The sequence below is a fragment of the Streptomyces sp. NPDC090021 genome (assembly GCF_044748225.1).
In the GTDB taxonomy this organism is placed as follows: domain Bacteria; phylum Actinomycetota; class Actinomycetes; order Streptomycetales; family Streptomycetaceae; genus Streptomyces.
In genome coordinates this window covers 19,375-35,126 of the sequence record NZ_JBIVFO010000059.1, presented here as the reverse complement: position 1 = coordinate 35,126, position 15,752 = coordinate 19,375, and the positions used below count along the sequence as shown (strand labels likewise).

At 72.0% G+C, this 15,752-nt stretch carries 12 protein-coding genes; 6 read left to right on the top strand and 6 right to left on the bottom strand.

Going from position 1 to position 15,752, the window contains the following annotated elements; all coding sequences use genetic code 11:
* Positions 1–895 precede the first annotated feature (895 nt).
* A complete protein-coding gene (ileS, locus tag ACIPXC_RS32470) occupies positions 896–4,042 on the bottom strand; it encodes an isoleucine--tRNA ligase (RefSeq protein ID WP_401625331.1) in 3,147 nt (1,048 codons plus the stop codon).
* A 599-nt stretch (positions 4,043–4,641) separates the two neighbouring features.
* Between ileS and ACIPXC_RS32465 the strand changes: the two genes are divergently transcribed.
* From ACIPXC_RS32465 to ACIPXC_RS32445, 5 genes are all read left to right on the top strand, one after another.
* Positions 4,642–5,496, top strand: coding sequence for a TraR/DksA family transcriptional regulator (locus ACIPXC_RS32465; protein ID WP_401625328.1), 855 nt, complete (start codon positions 4,642–4,644; stop codon positions 5,494–5,496).
* A 235-nt stretch (positions 5,497–5,731) separates the two neighbouring features.
* The gene (lspA, locus tag ACIPXC_RS32460) at positions 5,732–6,292 is read left to right on the top strand and encodes a signal peptidase II (protein WP_401625326.1); all 561 of its coding nucleotides are present in this window, start codon (positions 5,732–5,734) and stop codon (positions 6,290–6,292) included.
* 53 nt (positions 6,293–6,345) lie between these two features.
* Positions 6,346–7,287 (top strand): RluA family pseudouridine synthase, encoded by a 942-nt coding sequence (locus tag ACIPXC_RS32455; protein ID WP_401625323.1) that lies wholly within the window; start codon positions 6,346–6,348, stop codon positions 7,285–7,287.
* Complete coding sequence (locus ACIPXC_RS32450; RefSeq protein ID WP_401625320.1) at positions 7,284–7,751, top strand: GNAT family N-acetyltransferase; 468 nt, start codon at positions 7,284–7,286, stop codon at positions 7,749–7,751. The genes ACIPXC_RS32455 and ACIPXC_RS32450 overlap by 4 nt, the downstream gene beginning before the upstream one ends.
* A 129-nt stretch (positions 7,752–7,880) precedes the next feature.
* A complete protein-coding gene (locus ACIPXC_RS32445) occupies positions 7,881–9,473 on the top strand; it encodes a Na+/H+ antiporter (protein WP_401625317.1) in 1,593 nt (530 codons plus the stop codon).
* On the opposite strand, the gene ACIPXC_RS32440 is transcribed toward ACIPXC_RS32445, so the two are convergent.
* The gene (locus ACIPXC_RS32440; RefSeq protein WP_401625314.1) at positions 9,474–10,538 is read right to left on the bottom strand and encodes a mechanosensitive ion channel family protein; all 1,065 of its coding nucleotides are present in this window, start codon (positions 10,536–10,538) and stop codon (positions 9,474–9,476) included.
* Between the two features lie 62 nt (positions 10,539–10,600).
* Here ACIPXC_RS32440 and ACIPXC_RS32435 point away from each other — a divergent pair, with 62 nt between their 5' ends.
* On the top strand, positions 10,601–11,170 hold the full coding sequence (locus tag ACIPXC_RS32435) for a dienelactone hydrolase family protein (protein WP_401625311.1): 570 nt from the start codon (positions 10,601–10,603) through the stop codon (positions 11,168–11,170).
* 65 nt (positions 11,171–11,235) lie between these two features.
* On the opposite strand, the gene ACIPXC_RS32430 is transcribed toward ACIPXC_RS32435, so the two are convergent.
* The 4 genes from ACIPXC_RS32430 to ACIPXC_RS32415 all read right to left on the bottom strand — a co-directional run bounded on the left by ACIPXC_RS32430 (position 11,236) and on the right by ACIPXC_RS32415 (position 15,750).
* Positions 11,236–12,183, bottom strand: coding sequence for a zinc metalloprotease (locus ACIPXC_RS32430; RefSeq protein WP_401625337.1), 948 nt, complete (start codon positions 12,181–12,183; stop codon positions 11,236–11,238).
* 242 nt (positions 12,184–12,425) lie between these two features.
* On the bottom strand, positions 12,426–14,087 hold the full coding sequence (locus ACIPXC_RS32425; protein ID WP_401625309.1) for an alkaline phosphatase D family protein: 1,662 nt from the start codon (positions 14,085–14,087) through the stop codon (positions 12,426–12,428).
* Positions 14,088–14,217: 130 nt separating this feature from the next.
* Complete coding sequence (locus ACIPXC_RS32420) at positions 14,218–15,012, bottom strand: DsbA family protein (protein ID WP_401625306.1); 795 nt, start codon at positions 15,010–15,012, stop codon at positions 14,218–14,220.
* Positions 15,013–15,060: 48 nt separating this feature from the next.
* Positions 15,061–15,750, bottom strand: a complete 690-nt coding sequence (locus ACIPXC_RS32415; RefSeq protein ID WP_401625303.1) for a hypothetical protein — start codon at positions 15,748–15,750, stop codon at positions 15,061–15,063.
* Positions 15,751–15,752: the final 2 nt, after the last annotated feature.

Sequence of the window (15,752 nt, the reverse complement as noted above, 5' to 3'; positions counted from 1 at the left end):
GTCTCGTACGCAGCGGGGCCCTGGGCGGGGTCGGGATGGGGGGTGAGGGCGTGGGGCCGCCGGGGGGTGTCTCCTCGGCTCGGCGCGCGCGGCCTGGTCCCGGCGGCCGGTCGGTGGTCCCGCCTCGTCCTGCGGGGACACCCCCCACCGTCCCCGCACCCCCACCGCGGCGGCGTCGCCCGGTCTCGTACGCAGCGGGGCCCTGGGCGGGGTCGGGATGGGGGGTGAGGGCGTGGGGCCGCCGGGGGGTGTCTCCTCGGCTCGGCGCGCGCGGCCTTGTCCCGGCGGCCGGTCGGTGGTCCCGCCTCGTCCTGCGGGGACACCCCCCACCGTCCCCACACCCCCACCCCGGCAGCGCCACCCCGTCCCGTACCCAGCGGAACCCGGGGCGGGAACACCCCTCACCGTCCCCGCACTCCCACCCCGGCGGCGTCGCCCCGTCCCGTACGCGCCGGGCCCTGGGGCGGGAACACCCCTCACCGTCCCGGCACTCCCACCGCGGCGGTGTCGCCCCGTCTGGTACGGGCCGGGGCCGTGGGGCGGGGACACTGCGGGGGCTCCCCGCAGGACGAGGCGCCACCGCCGGGTACAGCCGTGACAAGGCCGCGCGCGCCGAGCCGAGGAGAGCCCCCGGAGGGGCCCCGCCCCACCCGAAGCCAAACCCAGCCCCGCCGGACCACACCCCCGCCAGGTCACTCCCGGCCGGGGACACCAAACCCAGCCCCGCCGGCGATTGAGGCGCGGCCACCGGCCCGCAGACGGGAAACCTCGGCACCCGCCCGGCCAGGGCAGAGGCGGCCACCGGCCCGCAGCCGGGAAGACAACCGCAACGGCCCGGCCAGGGCAAGCGCAGGCGGGGAAACGACAGCGCCCCCCCGGAGGGGAGGGGTGGAGCTCAGGCCTTGCGGAGGCGGAACGTCAGGGACAGGGAGTCGTCCGTGAAGGGGTCGCCGTAGGCGGAGTCGGCCTCGCCGGACGCGAAGTCCGTGGCGAGCACCTCGTCCGCGATGAGGCCCGCGTGGTCCGTCAGGGCCGTCACGACCTCCTGGTCCGCGGAGGACCACCGCAGGGCGATCCGGTCCGCGACGTCGAGGCCGGAGTTCTTGCGGGCCTCCTGGATCAGCCGGATCGCGTCACGGGCCAGGCCCGCCAGCCGCAGCTCCGGGGTGATCTCCAGGTCCAGGGCCACCGTCGCGCCCGAGTCGGAGGCCACCGACCAGCCCTCGCGCGGGGTCTCCGTGATGATGACCTCCTCGGGGGTGAGGGTGACCGGCTCTCCGTTCACCTCCACCGAGGCCTCGCCGGAGCGAAGGGCCAGCGACAGCGCCGCCGCGTCGGCCGCGGCCACCGCCTTCGCCACGTCCTGGACGCCCTTGCCGAAGCGCTTGCCCAGCGCGCGGAAGTTCGCCTTCGCCGTGGTGTCCACCAGGGACCCGCCGACCTCCGAGAGGGAGGCCAGGGAGGAGACGTTCAGCTCCTCCGTGATCTGGGCCTGCAGCTCCGCCGACAGCGCGTCGAAGCCGGCCGCGCCGACCAGCGCCCGCGACAGCGGTTGGCGGGTCTTCACGCCCGATTCCGCACGGGTGGCGCGGCCGAGCTCCACGAGGCGGCGTACGAGCTGCATCTGCTGCGACAGGGCGGGGTCGATCGCCGCCGGGTCCGCGACCGGCCACGTCGAGAGGTGGACCGACTCGGGGGCCTCCGGCGTGACCGGGACCACCATGTCCTGCCAGACCCGCTCCGTGATGAACGGGGTCAGCGGGGCCAGCAGCCGCGTGACGGTCTCGACCACGTCGTGCAGGGTGCGCAGCGCGGCCGCGTCGCCCTGCCAGAAGCGGCGGCGCGAGCGGCGGACGTACCAGTTGGAGAGGTCGTCGACGAACGCGGACAGCAGCTTGCCGGCGCGCTGGGTGTCGTACGCCTCCATGGCCTCGGTGACCCCCGCGACGAGGGCGTGCAGCTCGGAGAGCAGCCACCGGTCGAGGACCGTGCGGTCGGCCGGGGCCGGGTCGGCGGCCGAGGGCGCCCAGTTCGACGTACGGGCGTACAGCGCCTGGAAGGCGACCGTGTTCCAGTACGTGAGGAGGGTCTTGCGGACGACCTCCTGGATCGTGCCGTGGCCCACGCGGCGGGCCGCCCACGGGGAGCCGCCGGCCGCCATGAACCAGCGGACCGCGTCCGCGCCGTGCTGGTCCATGAGCGGGATCGGCTGGAGGATGTTGCCCAGGTGCTTGGACATCTTGCGGCCGTCCTCGGCGAGGATGTGGCCCAGACAGACCACGTTCTCGTAGGACGACTTGTCGAAGACGAGGGTGCCGACCGCCATCAGCGTGTAGAACCAGCCGCGGGTCTGGTCGATGGCCTCCGAGATGAACTGCGCCGGGTAGCGCTTCTCGAAGATCTCCTTGTTCTTGTACGGGTAGCCCCACTGCGCGAACGGCATCGAGCCCGAGTCGTACCAGGCGTCGATGACCTCCGGCACGCGGACCGCTTCGAGGGAGCAGCCCTCGGCGGTGCAGGCGAAGGTCACGTCGTCGATGTACGGGCGGTGCGGGTCCAGGTTCGAGTGGTCCTGGCCGGACAGCTCGGAGAGCTCGGCGCGGGAGCCGACGCAGGTGAGGTGGTTCTCCTCACAGCGCCAGATCGGCAGCGGCGTGCCCCAGTAGCGGTTGCGCGACAGAGCCCAGTCGATGTTGTTGTTCAGCCAGTCGCCGAAGCGGCCCTGCTTGACGGAGTCCGGGAACCAGTTGGTCTTCTCGTTCTCCCGCAGCATCGCGTCCTTGACGGCGGTGGTGCGGATGTACCAGGACGGCTGCGCGTAGTAGAGCAGTGCCGTGTGGCAGCGCCAGCAGTGCGGGTAGCTGTGCTCGTAGGCGATGTGCTTGAAGAGCCGGCCGCGGGAGTCGAGGTCGGCGGTCAGCTTCTCGTCGGCCTTCTTGAAGAAGACGCCGCCCACCAGGGGGACTTCCTCCTCGAAGGTGCCGTCGGGGCGGACCGGGTTCACGACGGGCAGGCCGTACGAGCGGCAGACCGCGAGGTCGTCGGCGCCGAAGGCGGGGGACTGGTGGACCAGACCGGTGCCGTCCTCGGTGGTGACGTACTCGGCGTTCACGACGTAGTGGGCCGGGGCCGGGAACTCGATCAGCTCGAAGGGGCGCTCGTAGGTCCAGCGCTCCATCTCCTTGCCGGTGAAGGACTCGCCGGTGGCCTCCCAGCCCTCGCCGAGGGCCTTCTCCAACAGCGGCTGGGCGACGACCAGCTTCTCGGTCCCGTTCGTGGCGACGACGTAGGTGACCTCGGGGTGGGCGGCGACCGCCGTGTTGGACACCAGGGTCCACGGGGTGGTCGTCCAGACCAGCAGGGCCGCCTGGCCGGCGAGCGGGCCGGAGGTGAGGGGGAAGCGGACGTAGACGGAGGGGTCGACGACCGTCTCGTAGCCCTGGGCCAGCTCGTGGTCCGAGAGGCCGGTGCCGCAGCGCGGGCACCAGGGGGCGACGCGGTGGTCCTGGGTGAGCAGGCCCTTGTTGAAGATCTCCTTCAGCGACCACCACACGGACTCGACGTACTCGGGGTCCATGGTCCGGTAGGCGTCGTCCAGGTCGACCCAGTAGCCCATGCGGGTCGTGAGCTCGGTGAACGCGTCGGTGTGGCGGGTCACGGACTCGCGGCACTTGGCGTTGAACTCGGCGATGCCGTACGCCTCGATGTCCTGTTTGCCGTTGAAGCCCAGCTCCTTCTCGACGGCGAGCTCGACGGGCAGGCCGTGGCAGTCCCAGCCGGCCTTGCGGGCCACGTGGTAGCCGCGCATCGTGCGGAAGCGGGGGAAGACGTCCTTGAAGACGCGGGCCTCGATGTGGTGCGCGCCGGGCATGCCGTTCGCGGTGGGCGGGCCCTCGTAGAAGACCCACTCGGGGCGGCCCTCGGACTGTTCCAGGGTCTTGGCGAAGGTCTTGCTCTCGCGCCAGAAGTCGAGGACCGCGTGCTCAAGGGCAGGCAGGTCGACCTGGGCGGGTACCGGGCGGTACTGCGGCGGTGTGGTCATGAGGCTGAACTCTTCCTCCGGCGGGGTGTCACTTCCGTCCGGAGGGACGAGAGCCGACTGCTGCTCCCGCGGTACCACCCTCCTTGGCCGCCGGACGGATCCGGTGGCCCCCTCATTGGGGTGCGAAGCCGGTTCTACTCGCCCTGCGGGGGACCCGCGGCTTTCTTCCGGCGGCTCAGGGGTGATCCTTCACGTCGCGCTCGCCCCCGGGCTCTCACCGTCCCCGGGTCGCTCCTGGCTGCGTCCGACGCTACTCGTCCCCGTCCATGCCTTTCGCTGGGCCCAGTGTACGGGTGCGGGGGGTGCGAGGCAGACCGGTTTACGGGGGCTCGGGCGGGGCCTGCGGGTACGGCGTGGCGGGGGGTGCGGGCGGGGGCCGGGGCGGGGGGCCGGGCGGGGCCGGGAGTGACCCGAACGGGCCATCGGCGGCGCCGCGGCGCCGGTGGGGTGCGAGGGGCGGATTACCGGGCCTCCGGATGGGCACAACGGATGCAGGTTGACCTCGACGGATGCGTGCCCCGTTGCCGCGGGGGCGGAGCCGATTTATCGTTCCGGCACGATTCGCGAGCAATATCACAGTGTGTGAAGGGGCCGCGGCCATGGTGGCGAAGAAGACAGCGGTCTCCGGGGACCCGGCTCCCGCCGAGAAGGCGACGGCGGCCCGCAGGACGGCTGCCGAGAAGGCTCCGGCGAAGAAGGCCCCGGCGAAGAAGACGGCATCGGCGAAGAAGACGGCCGCTGCCGAGAAAGCTCCGGCGAAGAAGCCGGCCGCGGCCGAGAAAGCTCCGGCGAAGAGGACGGCCGCGGCCGGGAAGGCATCGGCCGACCGGGCGACCGCGGCCGGGAAGAAGACGACCGCAGTCAGGAAGACGACCGCCGTCGAGAAGCGGACGGCCACGGCCAAGAAGGCCGCGGCCGAGGGGGCGGCACACGCCGCGAAGAAGACGGGAGTCCCGAACGTGGTTGCCAAGAAGAGCACCGGTGCGGCGAGGAAGACGGCCGCGGCCGCCACGAGCGGGCTGCCCAAGACCCGGGTCACGGCACCGGCCGCCGCCCCCGGTGAGCTGGCCGTACGGCCCGGGGAGGACCCCTGGACGCCCAAGGAGGTCGAGGAGGCCCGGGCGGAGCTGGCGTCGGAGGTGCTGCGGCTGCGTGCCGAGCTGGACGCCTCCGAGGTGGCCATCTCGGGCCTCATGCGGGATTCCGGCGACGGAGCCGGCGACGACCAGGCCGACACGGGCACCAAGAACATCACGCGGGAGTCGGAGCTGGCGCTCGCCGCCAACGCCAGCTCGATGCTGGAGCAGACCGAGCGGGCCCTGGAGCGGCTGGAGGCGGGCACGTACGGGCTCTGCGAGAGCTGCGGGCAGCCCATCGGCAAGGCCAGGATGCAGGCCTTCCCCCGGGCCACGCTGTGCGTCGACTGCAAGCAGAAGCAGGAGCGCCGCCACTAGGGCCTGTATTGAGTTGCCCCGTGGAGCAAGGAGCGGCGTTCGGTGCGTGCCGAGGGCGCGTGCCGGGCGTCGCGACGCCGCGGGGCAACTCAATACAGGCCCTAGGCCCCAGGCGGGGCACCGGTACGTGACGAGAAAGGCGGGAGGCGGGGCGGGCGGTGTGCGGGGGCCCTGACGTACCCTCGTCTGGTCAGGGTCCAGGAGGAGCCTGGGTCGGCTAGTTCGAGGGACTCACGTGGCAGAGGCGGAGCGCATCATCGGTACGCCGGAGGTCGGGGACGACGCCCAGCCGGAGTCGGCCGCGCCCAAGGGGCGTCGGCGGATCGCGGCACTGCTCGTCGTGGCGCTGCTCGCCTACCTGCTGGACCTCGGCACCAAGATGCTGGTCGTGGCGAAGCTGGAGCACCAGCCGCCGATCGAGATCATCGGTGACCTGCTGAAGTTCGAGGCGGTCCGCAACCCGGGCGCCGCGTTCGGGTTCGGCGAGGCCTTCACCATCATCTTCACCGGCATCGCCGCGGCGGTGATCGTGGTGATCGTGCGGCTGGCCCGCAAGCTCTACAGCCTGCCGTGGGCGATCGCCCTGGGCCTGCTGCTGGGCGGTGCCCTGGGCAACCTGACCGACCGGATCTTCCGCTCGCCGGGCGTGTTCCGCGGGGCGGTCGTCGACTTCATCGCCCCGGCGCACTTCGCCGTCTTCAACATCGCCGACTCGGCGATCGTGTGCGGCGGCATCCTCATCGTGCTGCTGTCCTTCAAGGGCCTGGACCCGGACGGCACCGTCCACAAGGACTGATCGAAGCACTGATCGCGGAACAGCCCGTCCGCCCCGTCCTGCATACTCGACGGGTGAGTACGATTCCCGAGATCCGCACCCTGCCCGTTCCCGATGGCCTCGAAGGCGAGCGCGTCGACGCCGCCATCGCCCGTATGTTCGGTTTCTCCCGGACGAAGGCGGCCGAGCTCGCGGCCGAGGGGAAGGTGTCGGTCGACGGCAGCGTCGTCGGGAAGTCCGAGCGCGTGCACGGCGGCGCCTGGCTGGAGGTCGAGATGCCCGCGCCCCCGCGCCCGGTCGAGGTCGTCGCCGAGCCGGTCCCGGGCATGGAGATCGTCCATGATGACGACGACATCGTCGTCATCATGAAGCCGGTGGGCGTCGCCGCCCACCCGAGCCCCGGCTGGACCGGCACCACCGTCATCGGCGGTCTCGCCGCGGCGGGCTACCGCATCTCCACCTCCGGCGCGTCCGAGCGCCAGGGCATCGTGCACCGCCTCGACGTCGGCACGTCCGGCCTGATGGCCGTCGCCAAGTCGGAGCGTGCCTACACCTCGCTGAAGAACCAGTTCCGCGAGCGGATCGTGGACAAGCGCTACCACGCGCTCGTGCAGGGCCACCCCGACCCGATGAGCGGCACCATCGACGCCCCGATCGGCCGGCACCCCAGCGCGGACTACAAGTGGGCGGTGACCCAGGACGGCAAGGCCTCCGTCACCCACTACGACCTGATCGAGGCCTTCCGCGCCGCCTCGCTGCTGGACATCAAGCTGGAGACGGGGCGTACGCACCAGATCCGCGTGCACATGTCCGCGCACCGCCACCCGTGCGTCGGCGACCTGACCTACGGTGCCGACCCGACCGTCGCGAAGCGGCTCGGGCTCACCCGCCAGTGGCTGCACGCGGTCCGGCTCGGCTTCGAGCACCCCGCGGACGGCCAGTGGGTGGAGTTCGAGAGCAACTACCCGGCGGACCTCCAGCACGCCCTCGACGTGATCCGCGCCGAGAGCGAATGACCTCGCCGGTCGAGGTCCGCGTCGCTGTCTCGGAGGAGGACCTGGAGGCCTGCTTCGCCGTGCGGCGCGAGGTCTTCGTGATCGAGCAGTCGGTGCCGGAGTCCATCGAGTACGACACGTACGACGCGGACGCGGTGCACGTCCTGGCCGTGGGCGCCGCCGGGACCCCGCTGGGCACGAGCCGCCTGCTGCACGGGCCGGCGGCGCTCGGCAGGACGGGCGCCCCGGCGGTCGGCTCGCTGGGCCGGCTGGCCGTCGCCCGGTCCGCGCGCGGACTGGGCGTGGGAAGGCTGCTGGTCCGCGCGGTCGAGGCGGAGGCCGCCCGGCTGGGGCTGACAGCGGTCGTCCTCGGCGCGCAGACGCACGCGCTGGGCTTCTACGAGCGGCTCGGGTACGTGGCCCACGGCCCGGAGTTCCAGGACGCGGGCATCCCCCACCGCGCGATGCGCCGTTCCCTCCCGTAGCCCGTAGCCCGTAGCCCGTAGCCCGTAGCCCGTAGCCCGTAGCCGAGAGCCCGGCGCCGTAGGGGGCCCGACACGGGACCGCGGACCCGTCACCGCACCGCCCGGCGCAGCGGCTGGCAGGGTGGGGGAGTGGATCAGCTTGCTCTGCTGTTCGTGCTCCTCCTCGGGGCCGTGGTCATGGTGCCGCTCGGGGACCGGCTGGGACTGCCCGCGCCCGTCCTGATGACCCTCGGCGGGGTGGTCCTCTCCCTGGTGCCGGCGGTGCCCGAGGTCGACGTCCCGCCCGAGTTCATCCTGCCGCTGGTGCTGCCGCCGCTGCTGTACGCGTCCGTGCAGCGGACCTCGTGGCGGCAGTTCGCCGCCAACGTGCGGCCGATCCTGCTGCTGGCCGTGGCCCTGGTGTTCGTCACGACCGCCGCCGTGGCCGCCGTCGCCCACTCCGTGGTGCCCGCGCTGCCGATCGCCGCGGCCGTCGCGCTCGGCGCGCTCGTGGCACCGCCCGACCCGGTCGCCGCCACCGCGGTCGCCGGATCGCTCGGGCTGCCCCGCCGCATGGTGTCGATCCTGGAGGGTGAGGGGCTCTTCAACGACGTGACGGCGATCGTGCTGTACCACGTGGCGATCGCCGCGGCGGTCAGCGGCAGCTTCTCCTGGCCCGAGGCGCTGGGGGAGTTCGTACTGTCCGCCGTCGTCGCCGTGATCGTCGGCCTGGTCCTGGGCTGGACCACCCACCAGCTGATGGGCCGGCTCGGTGACGCCACCCTCCAGATCGGGCTGACGCTGCTCGTGCCCTTCGTGTCGTACGTCGTCGCCGAGGAGTTCCACGGCTCCGGGGTGCTGGCCGTGCTGACGACGGCCTTGTTCCTCGCCGAGTACGCCGCCGACGCCGACGACGTGCTGGGCCGGCTGGCCGGGCACACCTTCTGGGAGGTCGTGGACACGCTGGTCACCGGCGTGGCCTTCGGGCTGATCGGGCTGGAGCTCCGCAACGTCTTCGGGACGGCGGAGGACCGGGTGGGGGAGATGGCCGGATGGGCTGCGGTCGTCGTCGCGGTCGTGGTCGGCGTACGGCTGCTGTGGCTGCTGCCGGCAGGGTGGCTCGCGAAGAAGCTGCACCGGCGGCGCGACTACGACGAGGAGATCCCGCTGAGCTGGCGGGAGAGCGTGGTGATGTGGTGGGCCGGGATGCGCGGGGTGGCCTCGGTGGCGCTGGCCCTGGCCATTCCCCTCCGGACGGACTCCGGCGAGCCCTTCCCGGCACGGGACGAGATCATCTTCATCGCCTTCGCGGTGATCATGGTGACCCTGGTGTGCCAGGGGCTGACCCTGCCGTGGCTGGTCCGGCGCCTCGGCGTGGAGGAGGACACCGACGTGCGACGGGACGCCGAGCGGCGGCTGGCCGTCCGCGCCGCCAGGGCCGCGAAGCGCCGGCTGAAGGAGATCGAGGAGGTCGAGGACCTGCCGGAGGACCTGATCGAGCAGCTGACCCGGCGCGCCTACGACGTGGGGGCCAGGATCAGCCCGGACATGGTGGACGAGGAACGGCGCGAGGCGTACACGAAGCGGGTCCAGCGGCTCCACGACATCCAGCGGATCCAGCGGGAGATGTTGTCGGCCGCCCGCCACGAGGTGCTGGCCGCCCGCAGCGAACCCGGCCCCGACCCCGAGGTCGTCGACCGGGTGCTGCGCCACCTGGACGTGCGCAGCCTGCGCGCACCGTAGCTAGGGAGTGTCCGGGGCCTGGGCCGGGGCCGGAGCCGCCGGGGCCGTGATGATGCGGGGCAGGGCGTGGGGGTGGTGGGTGGCCAGCCAGGTGATCAGCTGCTCGCGGACCGCGCAGCGCAGTGTCCACAGGTCGTCGGCGTCCTTGGCCGTGACCACCCCGCGGACCTGGACCGTGTGCGGCGTGATGTCCGTCACGGCCAGCCCGCCGCCGCGGCCGTCCCACTCGGGCAGTTCCGAGAGGATCTGCTGGAAGCGTTCCCGCATCAGCCCCAGGGGTGCGCTGTGGTCCAGGTGCCAGAAGACCGTGCCGGTCATCTGCGCGCCGCCGCGCGACCAGTTCTCGTACGGCTTGCTCGTGAAATACGACACAGGCATCGTGATGCGGCGCTCGTCCCAGGTGCGGACGGTCAGGAAGGTCAGGGTGATCTCCTCGACCCTGCCCCACTCCTTGTCGACCACGACCGTGTCACCGATGCGGACGGTGTCGCCGAAGGCGATCTGGAGGCCGGCGAAGAGGTTGCTCAACGAGGACTGGGCCGCGATGCCCGCCACGATGCCGAGGACGCCCGCGGAGGCGAGCATCGAGGCGCCGACGGCGCGCATCGGGGGGAAGGTCAGCAGCATCGCCGCCGCGGCGACCACGACCACCACCGCCGTGACCACCCGGTGGATCAGCGTGACCTGGGTGCGCACCCGGCGGACCCGGGCCTCGTCCTGGGCCGCAGCGGCGTAGCGCGCGTACGTGGAGTCCACGGCGGCGGTCGCGATGCGCACCGCCAGCCAGGCCGCCGAGGCGATCAGCACCAGGGTGAGGAAGCGGCCGACGCCGACGGGATGGTCGGGGAGGATGCCCGCCCGGCGGTAGGAGGCTCTGAGCAGGCAGGTGCACATCACCACCTGGAAGGGGAGCCGGCAGCGGCGCAGCAGTCCCCAGAGCGGGGTCTCGGGGTGCCGGACGTCGGCCCGGCGCAGCAGCAGGTCGAGCAGCCATCCCGCGATCAGGGTGGCGGCCAGCGCGCCGCCGACGACCGTCGCGGGACGCAGGAAGGTCTCGGTCTCCATAGGGACGAACGTAGCGGGAAGCCGTGGCGCACCACGGCCGGGGACGCTGGCACGATGGAGGCATGAACATCATGCTCTTCCATTCGACGTACGGGCTGCGGCCCGCGGTGCACGCGGCGGCCGACCGGCTGCGCGCGGCCGGTCACCAGGTACAGGTGCCGGACCTCTTCGAGGGGCGCACCTTCGAGACCGTCGAGGAGGGCATGGCCCACCAGGACGAGATCGGCCGTGACGAGTTGCTGAAGCGGGCGGTGCTGGCCTCGGCCCCGCACTCCGACGGGGGCCTGGTCTACGCGGGCTTCTCCTTCGGTGGTTCCCTCGCCCAGCACCTGGCGCTGGCCGACGAGAAGGCGCGCGGGCTGCTCCTGCTGCACGGGACGGCGGACCTGGAGGACAGCGCCTCGGTGGACGGGCTCCCGGTGCAACTGCACATCGCGGACCCCGACCCCTTCGAGCCGCACGACTGGCTGACGGCCTGGTACCTGCGGATGCGGCGGGCCGGCGCGGACGTCGAGGTGCACAGCTACCCGGGCGCCGGGCACCTGTTCACCGACCCGGACCTCGACGACTACGACGCCGAGGCGGCGGAGCAGACGTGGACGGCCGCGATCGGCTTCCTCGACAGCCTGTAGCGGCGCGGGACACGTACGAGGCCCGGTCCGGCGGATGCCGGACCGGGCCCTCGTCGTCGTTGGGGTCAGCCCGCGCGGTAGGCGGTCCAGCTGCTGCTCATGCGGGCCACCTGGCCGGCGGTGAACTGGTACATGCAGGAGTCGTACGTGTAGTCCATGAAGTTGTGGATCGGGTCCGCGCCCGACTTCTTGGTGCAGCTGTCGCGCCCGGTCGGGCACTCGTACGCGGCGCTCTTCTCGGCCGGGGTGTCGGAGACGTAGTCGCCGTTTCCGTTACAGCCGCCCTGGAAGGTGTGGTACAGCCCGAGCCAGTGGCCGACCTCGTGGGTGGCGGTGTCGCCCTCGTTGTAGTTGGCGGCGGAGCCGCCGGGCAGTGAGCTGTCGAGCACGACCACGCCGTCCATCGTGGGGCTGGAGGCGTAGGAGGTCGGGAAGGTCGCCCAGCCCAGCAGGCCGCCGGAGAGCTTGGCGGTGTAGAAGTTGAGCGCGCCCGGGCCGCCCTTGCGCAGGGTGTTCTTCATGTCCTTCTCGGCCTGGGAGCCGGAGGCCAGGTTGTACCAGGACGCGTTGTCCGTGTAGTCGGTCGACGCGAGGGTGAACTGGAAGTTCGTGTTGACGTTGCCGCTGCCCTGGCCGCCGTAGGCCGCGTTGAGGACCGCGAGCTGCTTGCTGACGTCCGTGGACGTGAGCTTGCCGGTGGTGCCGGAGTGGATGACGTGGAAGTACACCGGGATGTTCACGACTGCCTCGGCGGCGGCGAGGCTGCGCTGCGGCTGGTTCTTGAGGGCCTTGTCCAGCTTCGACTTGAGGTCGGCGTCCATGGCCTTCGCCTGCGCGTCGGTGAGCTCGTTCGGCTCGTCGGCGTGCTCGTCGTGGGCGCGGGTCACGCGGGCGTTGGCGGGCGCGGCGGCCTCGTCGGCGCACACCTCGGCGGGGGTCTTGGCGGCGGCGAGCGTGGTGGGGGCGGCGAGCGGGGTGAAGGCCAGGGTTCCGGCCAGGACCGCCGTGCCCATCAGGCGGCGGCGGAGAAGGGGGGATATGCGGGCGTTCGCGCGCACGTGTGCTCCTCGCGGGTGGGGGTGGTGGGGGGTGGTGGCCTGAAGGATCTTCTTCAGCTGGCGGGAAGCTTATGTGTGCATGACATATTCGGGTCAAGAGCCTTGCGTAAAAGATTTGTTGCTTCGAACGCACAAGGGGCGCCTGGTATGTACCAGGCGCCCCTTGTGGCCGCAGAATTGACGGTCTATCAGACCGATCAGCGAACGGGCTGGTAGGACCGTTCCACCTTCTGGGTCCCGTTCAGGGTCCGGTAGGAACGGGACCATGCGGATGTGGCATCCGGACGGCGCTTGTCGGATATGACGTAGTAGTCCATCTGCGAGCGCTCCGGCGTCACGTCCAGCACGCCGTAGCCGTGCGCGTCCATGTCGAGCCACTTCACATGCCAGTTGGCGGCCTTGATGGCCGACTCCGCCACCAGCGAGACCGTGTCCGGCAGCACGTGCAGGACGTCGTCGAGGTTGTCGGAGGTCACCGACGTGACGACGAACTCGGTCGCCGCCGTGCCCGAGCCCGGGTAGGTGGCCATGTTCACCGGGACCTCGTTCGCCCAGGCCATGTGGATGTCACCGGTCAGGAACACCGTGTTCTTGATGTTCCGGTCCTTCAGGTGGCCCAGCAGCTCCTTGCGGTCGTCCGTGTACCCGTCCCACTGGTCCGTGCTGATGGCGATGCCGCCCTCGGGCAGGCCGAGCAGCTTGGTGAGCGGCCCCAGCAGGTGCGCGGGCAGCGAGCCGAAGGCCACCGGTGAGATCATCACCGAGGTACCGACCAGCTTCCAGGTCGCGTTCGAGCCGGCCAGGCCCGACTTGAGCCAGTCCAGCTGGGCGCGCCCGGTGATGGTGCGCTCCGGGTCGTCCACCGCGCCGCTGCCCACCTTGGCCTGCTGCGAGCGGAAGGAGCGCAGGTCCAGCAGGTGGAGGTCGGCGAGCGTGCCGAAGCGCAGCCTGCGGTAGACGGTGCCCGCGATGGAGGTCCGTACCGGCATCCACTCGAAGTACGCCTGCTTGGCGGCCTCGGCGCGGGCCGCCCAGTCGCCCTCGGTGCCCGGGGTGTGGTTCTCGGCGCCCCCGGCCCACATGTCATTGGCGAACTCGTGGTCGTCCCAGATGGCGATGACCGGGTGGGCGCCGTGCAGGGCCTGGAGGTCCGCGTCCGTCTTGTACTTGCCGTGCCGGGTGCGGTAGTCGGCCAGCGAGACGATCTCGTGCTGCGGCTCGTGCCGGCGCACGGTGTACTTCGCCTCCGGATAGCCGCCGGACTGGTACTCGTAGAGGTAGTCGCCCAGGTGCAGGACCGCGTTCAGGTCCGTACGGGCGGCCAGGTGGCGGTAGGCCGAGAAGTAGCCGGCCTCCCAGTTGGCGCAGGAGACCACACCGAAGCGGACGCCCGGGGTCGTCACGTCGTGGCCCGGAGTGGTCAGCGTGCGCCCGATGGGGGAGACGGCCGTGCCGGCGGTGAACCGGTACCAGTACGGCGTCTGCGGCCGGAGCCCTCGCACGTCCACCTTGACCGTGTGGTCGGCGGCCGCGCTCGCCGTGACGGTTCCCTGGGCGACGATGCGGGAGAAGGCCTGGTCGGAGGCCACCTCCCAGGCCACCTGGACGGCCGGGCCGAGCCCGGAGCCGGGGACCGCCTCGGGGGTCGGGGTGACGCGGGTCCACAGCAGGACGCCGTCGGGCAACGGGTCGCCGGAGGCGACGCCGTGCAGGAAGGCGGGCGCGGTGCCCGCGGCGTGGGCGGTTGTGGCGCCCAGCGTGGCGAGGGGGGCCAGTGTGGCCGTGGCTGCCGCGGCGAGAACGACCGTACGGCGGCGGGGGGTTGCCGCGGCCGGGTCAGGAGTGAGATGACTGGTCACGGGTGATCATATTACCGACGGGTACACCCCTGGGAACAGACGTCGGAATGCAACAGGCGGGCGAACTCTGGGAGTTCGCCCGCCCGTCGATGCGGCCGGTCCGGGAGACTGCGCCCCCAAATGCCCGTTGTCAGCCCTGCAGGGCCTTGTCGATCGCGGCCGTGAACGCCTCCGCCGTCTGCGGGGTGTCGATCTTCTTACCGTCCATCTTCAGGGTCGGCGTACCCTTCACGCCCGACGCGTCGAAGGACTTCGACATCTCCAGCGCCCACCGGTCGTACGTGCCGTCCTCGACGGCCTTCTTGAACTCGGCATTGCCCTTGAGCGCCGGAACGGTGTCCGCGACCTTCAGCAGGTAGTCGTCCTTGGCGAAGCTGTCGACGGTCTCCTCGGGGTGCTGCTCCTTGGAGTACAGCGCCCCCTTGAACTCCAGGAAGGCCTCCGGGCTGACGTTCAGGGCCGCGCCCAGCGCGCTCAGCGCGTTCTTCGAGCCCTCGCCCTTGACCGCGTTGTCGATGAAGGTCGCGCCGACGTACTGGAGCTTGTACTTGCCCGCCTCGACGTCCTTCTTGATCTGCTCGCCAGCGGCCTGCTCGAAGGAGGCGCACGCCGGGCAGCGCGAGTCCTCGTACAGCTCCAGGGTCTTCTTCGCGTCGGCCTTGCCGACCACGACCGTGGTGCCGTCCTCGCCGGAGGTGTTCTTCGGCTTGACCAGCTCGGCCTTGGCGGCCTTCTCCCAGTAGTCGGGCTCGTTGGCCTTCATGACCCCGTAGGCGATACCGCCGGCGAGGCCCAGGGCGGCCACGACGCCGACGCCGACTATGACCTGGCGGCGGATCCTGTCCTTCTTGGCCTGCGCCTCGCGCTCGGCCCGCAGCCGCTCGCGGGCCGCCGCCTTGTTCGCCTGGCTGTTGCGTGAACTCATCATGATCTCCGTGGTGTGTGACGTGGGAAACGGACTGCCGTACGTGCGTCAGGCGCGCGCGAGCGCGCCGAGCACGGGGGGTCCCCGCCGTCCCACGGAGTGTGCGGGGAAGCGCGTACGGGCCGCGGTGCCCGCCAGGGCCCGCCGCAGCACCCGCCCTGCCGGCCCGCGGGCCACCGCCACCGCGGCCGCCGCCAGCCGCAGCGGCCGGAACGCGAAGGCCGCCACCGCCCGCAGCAGCCGGCCCAGCGCCCGCTCGCCGTGGCGCAGCCAGGCGGCCGCGAGCAGCCCCACGGACACGTGCGCGCCGAGCAGCAGCCACGGCGTGTACGGACCGGGCGAGGCCAGCAGTGCGGCCGCGTCGGCGGCGGGCCCGGTCACCTCGGCCAGCGGCCCGCCCACCGGCGCGCCCCCGCACAGCTCCTCCAGGCCCATGGCCCGCAGCGGACCCGAGACGGGCCCGCCGGCCGGGCCGTAGCACAGGTGCTGGCCGGCGGTGAAGACGGTGTCGGCCGCCAGCTCCAGCGGCACGAGCAGCCCGGCTATCGGGCCGAAGCCCCGCTCACGGCCCGCGAGCACGTAGGCGATCGCGAACACACCCGCGAAGGCCCCGGCCACCAGCGCGGGCGGCAGCGGGACCCGGGACATCAGGACGTGCGAGCCGGACGAGAGCAGCACGACGACAGCGCTGAACAGCGCGGCTCGCAGCCCTCTGAGTCCCGTCTCGGAAAAGTCCATCC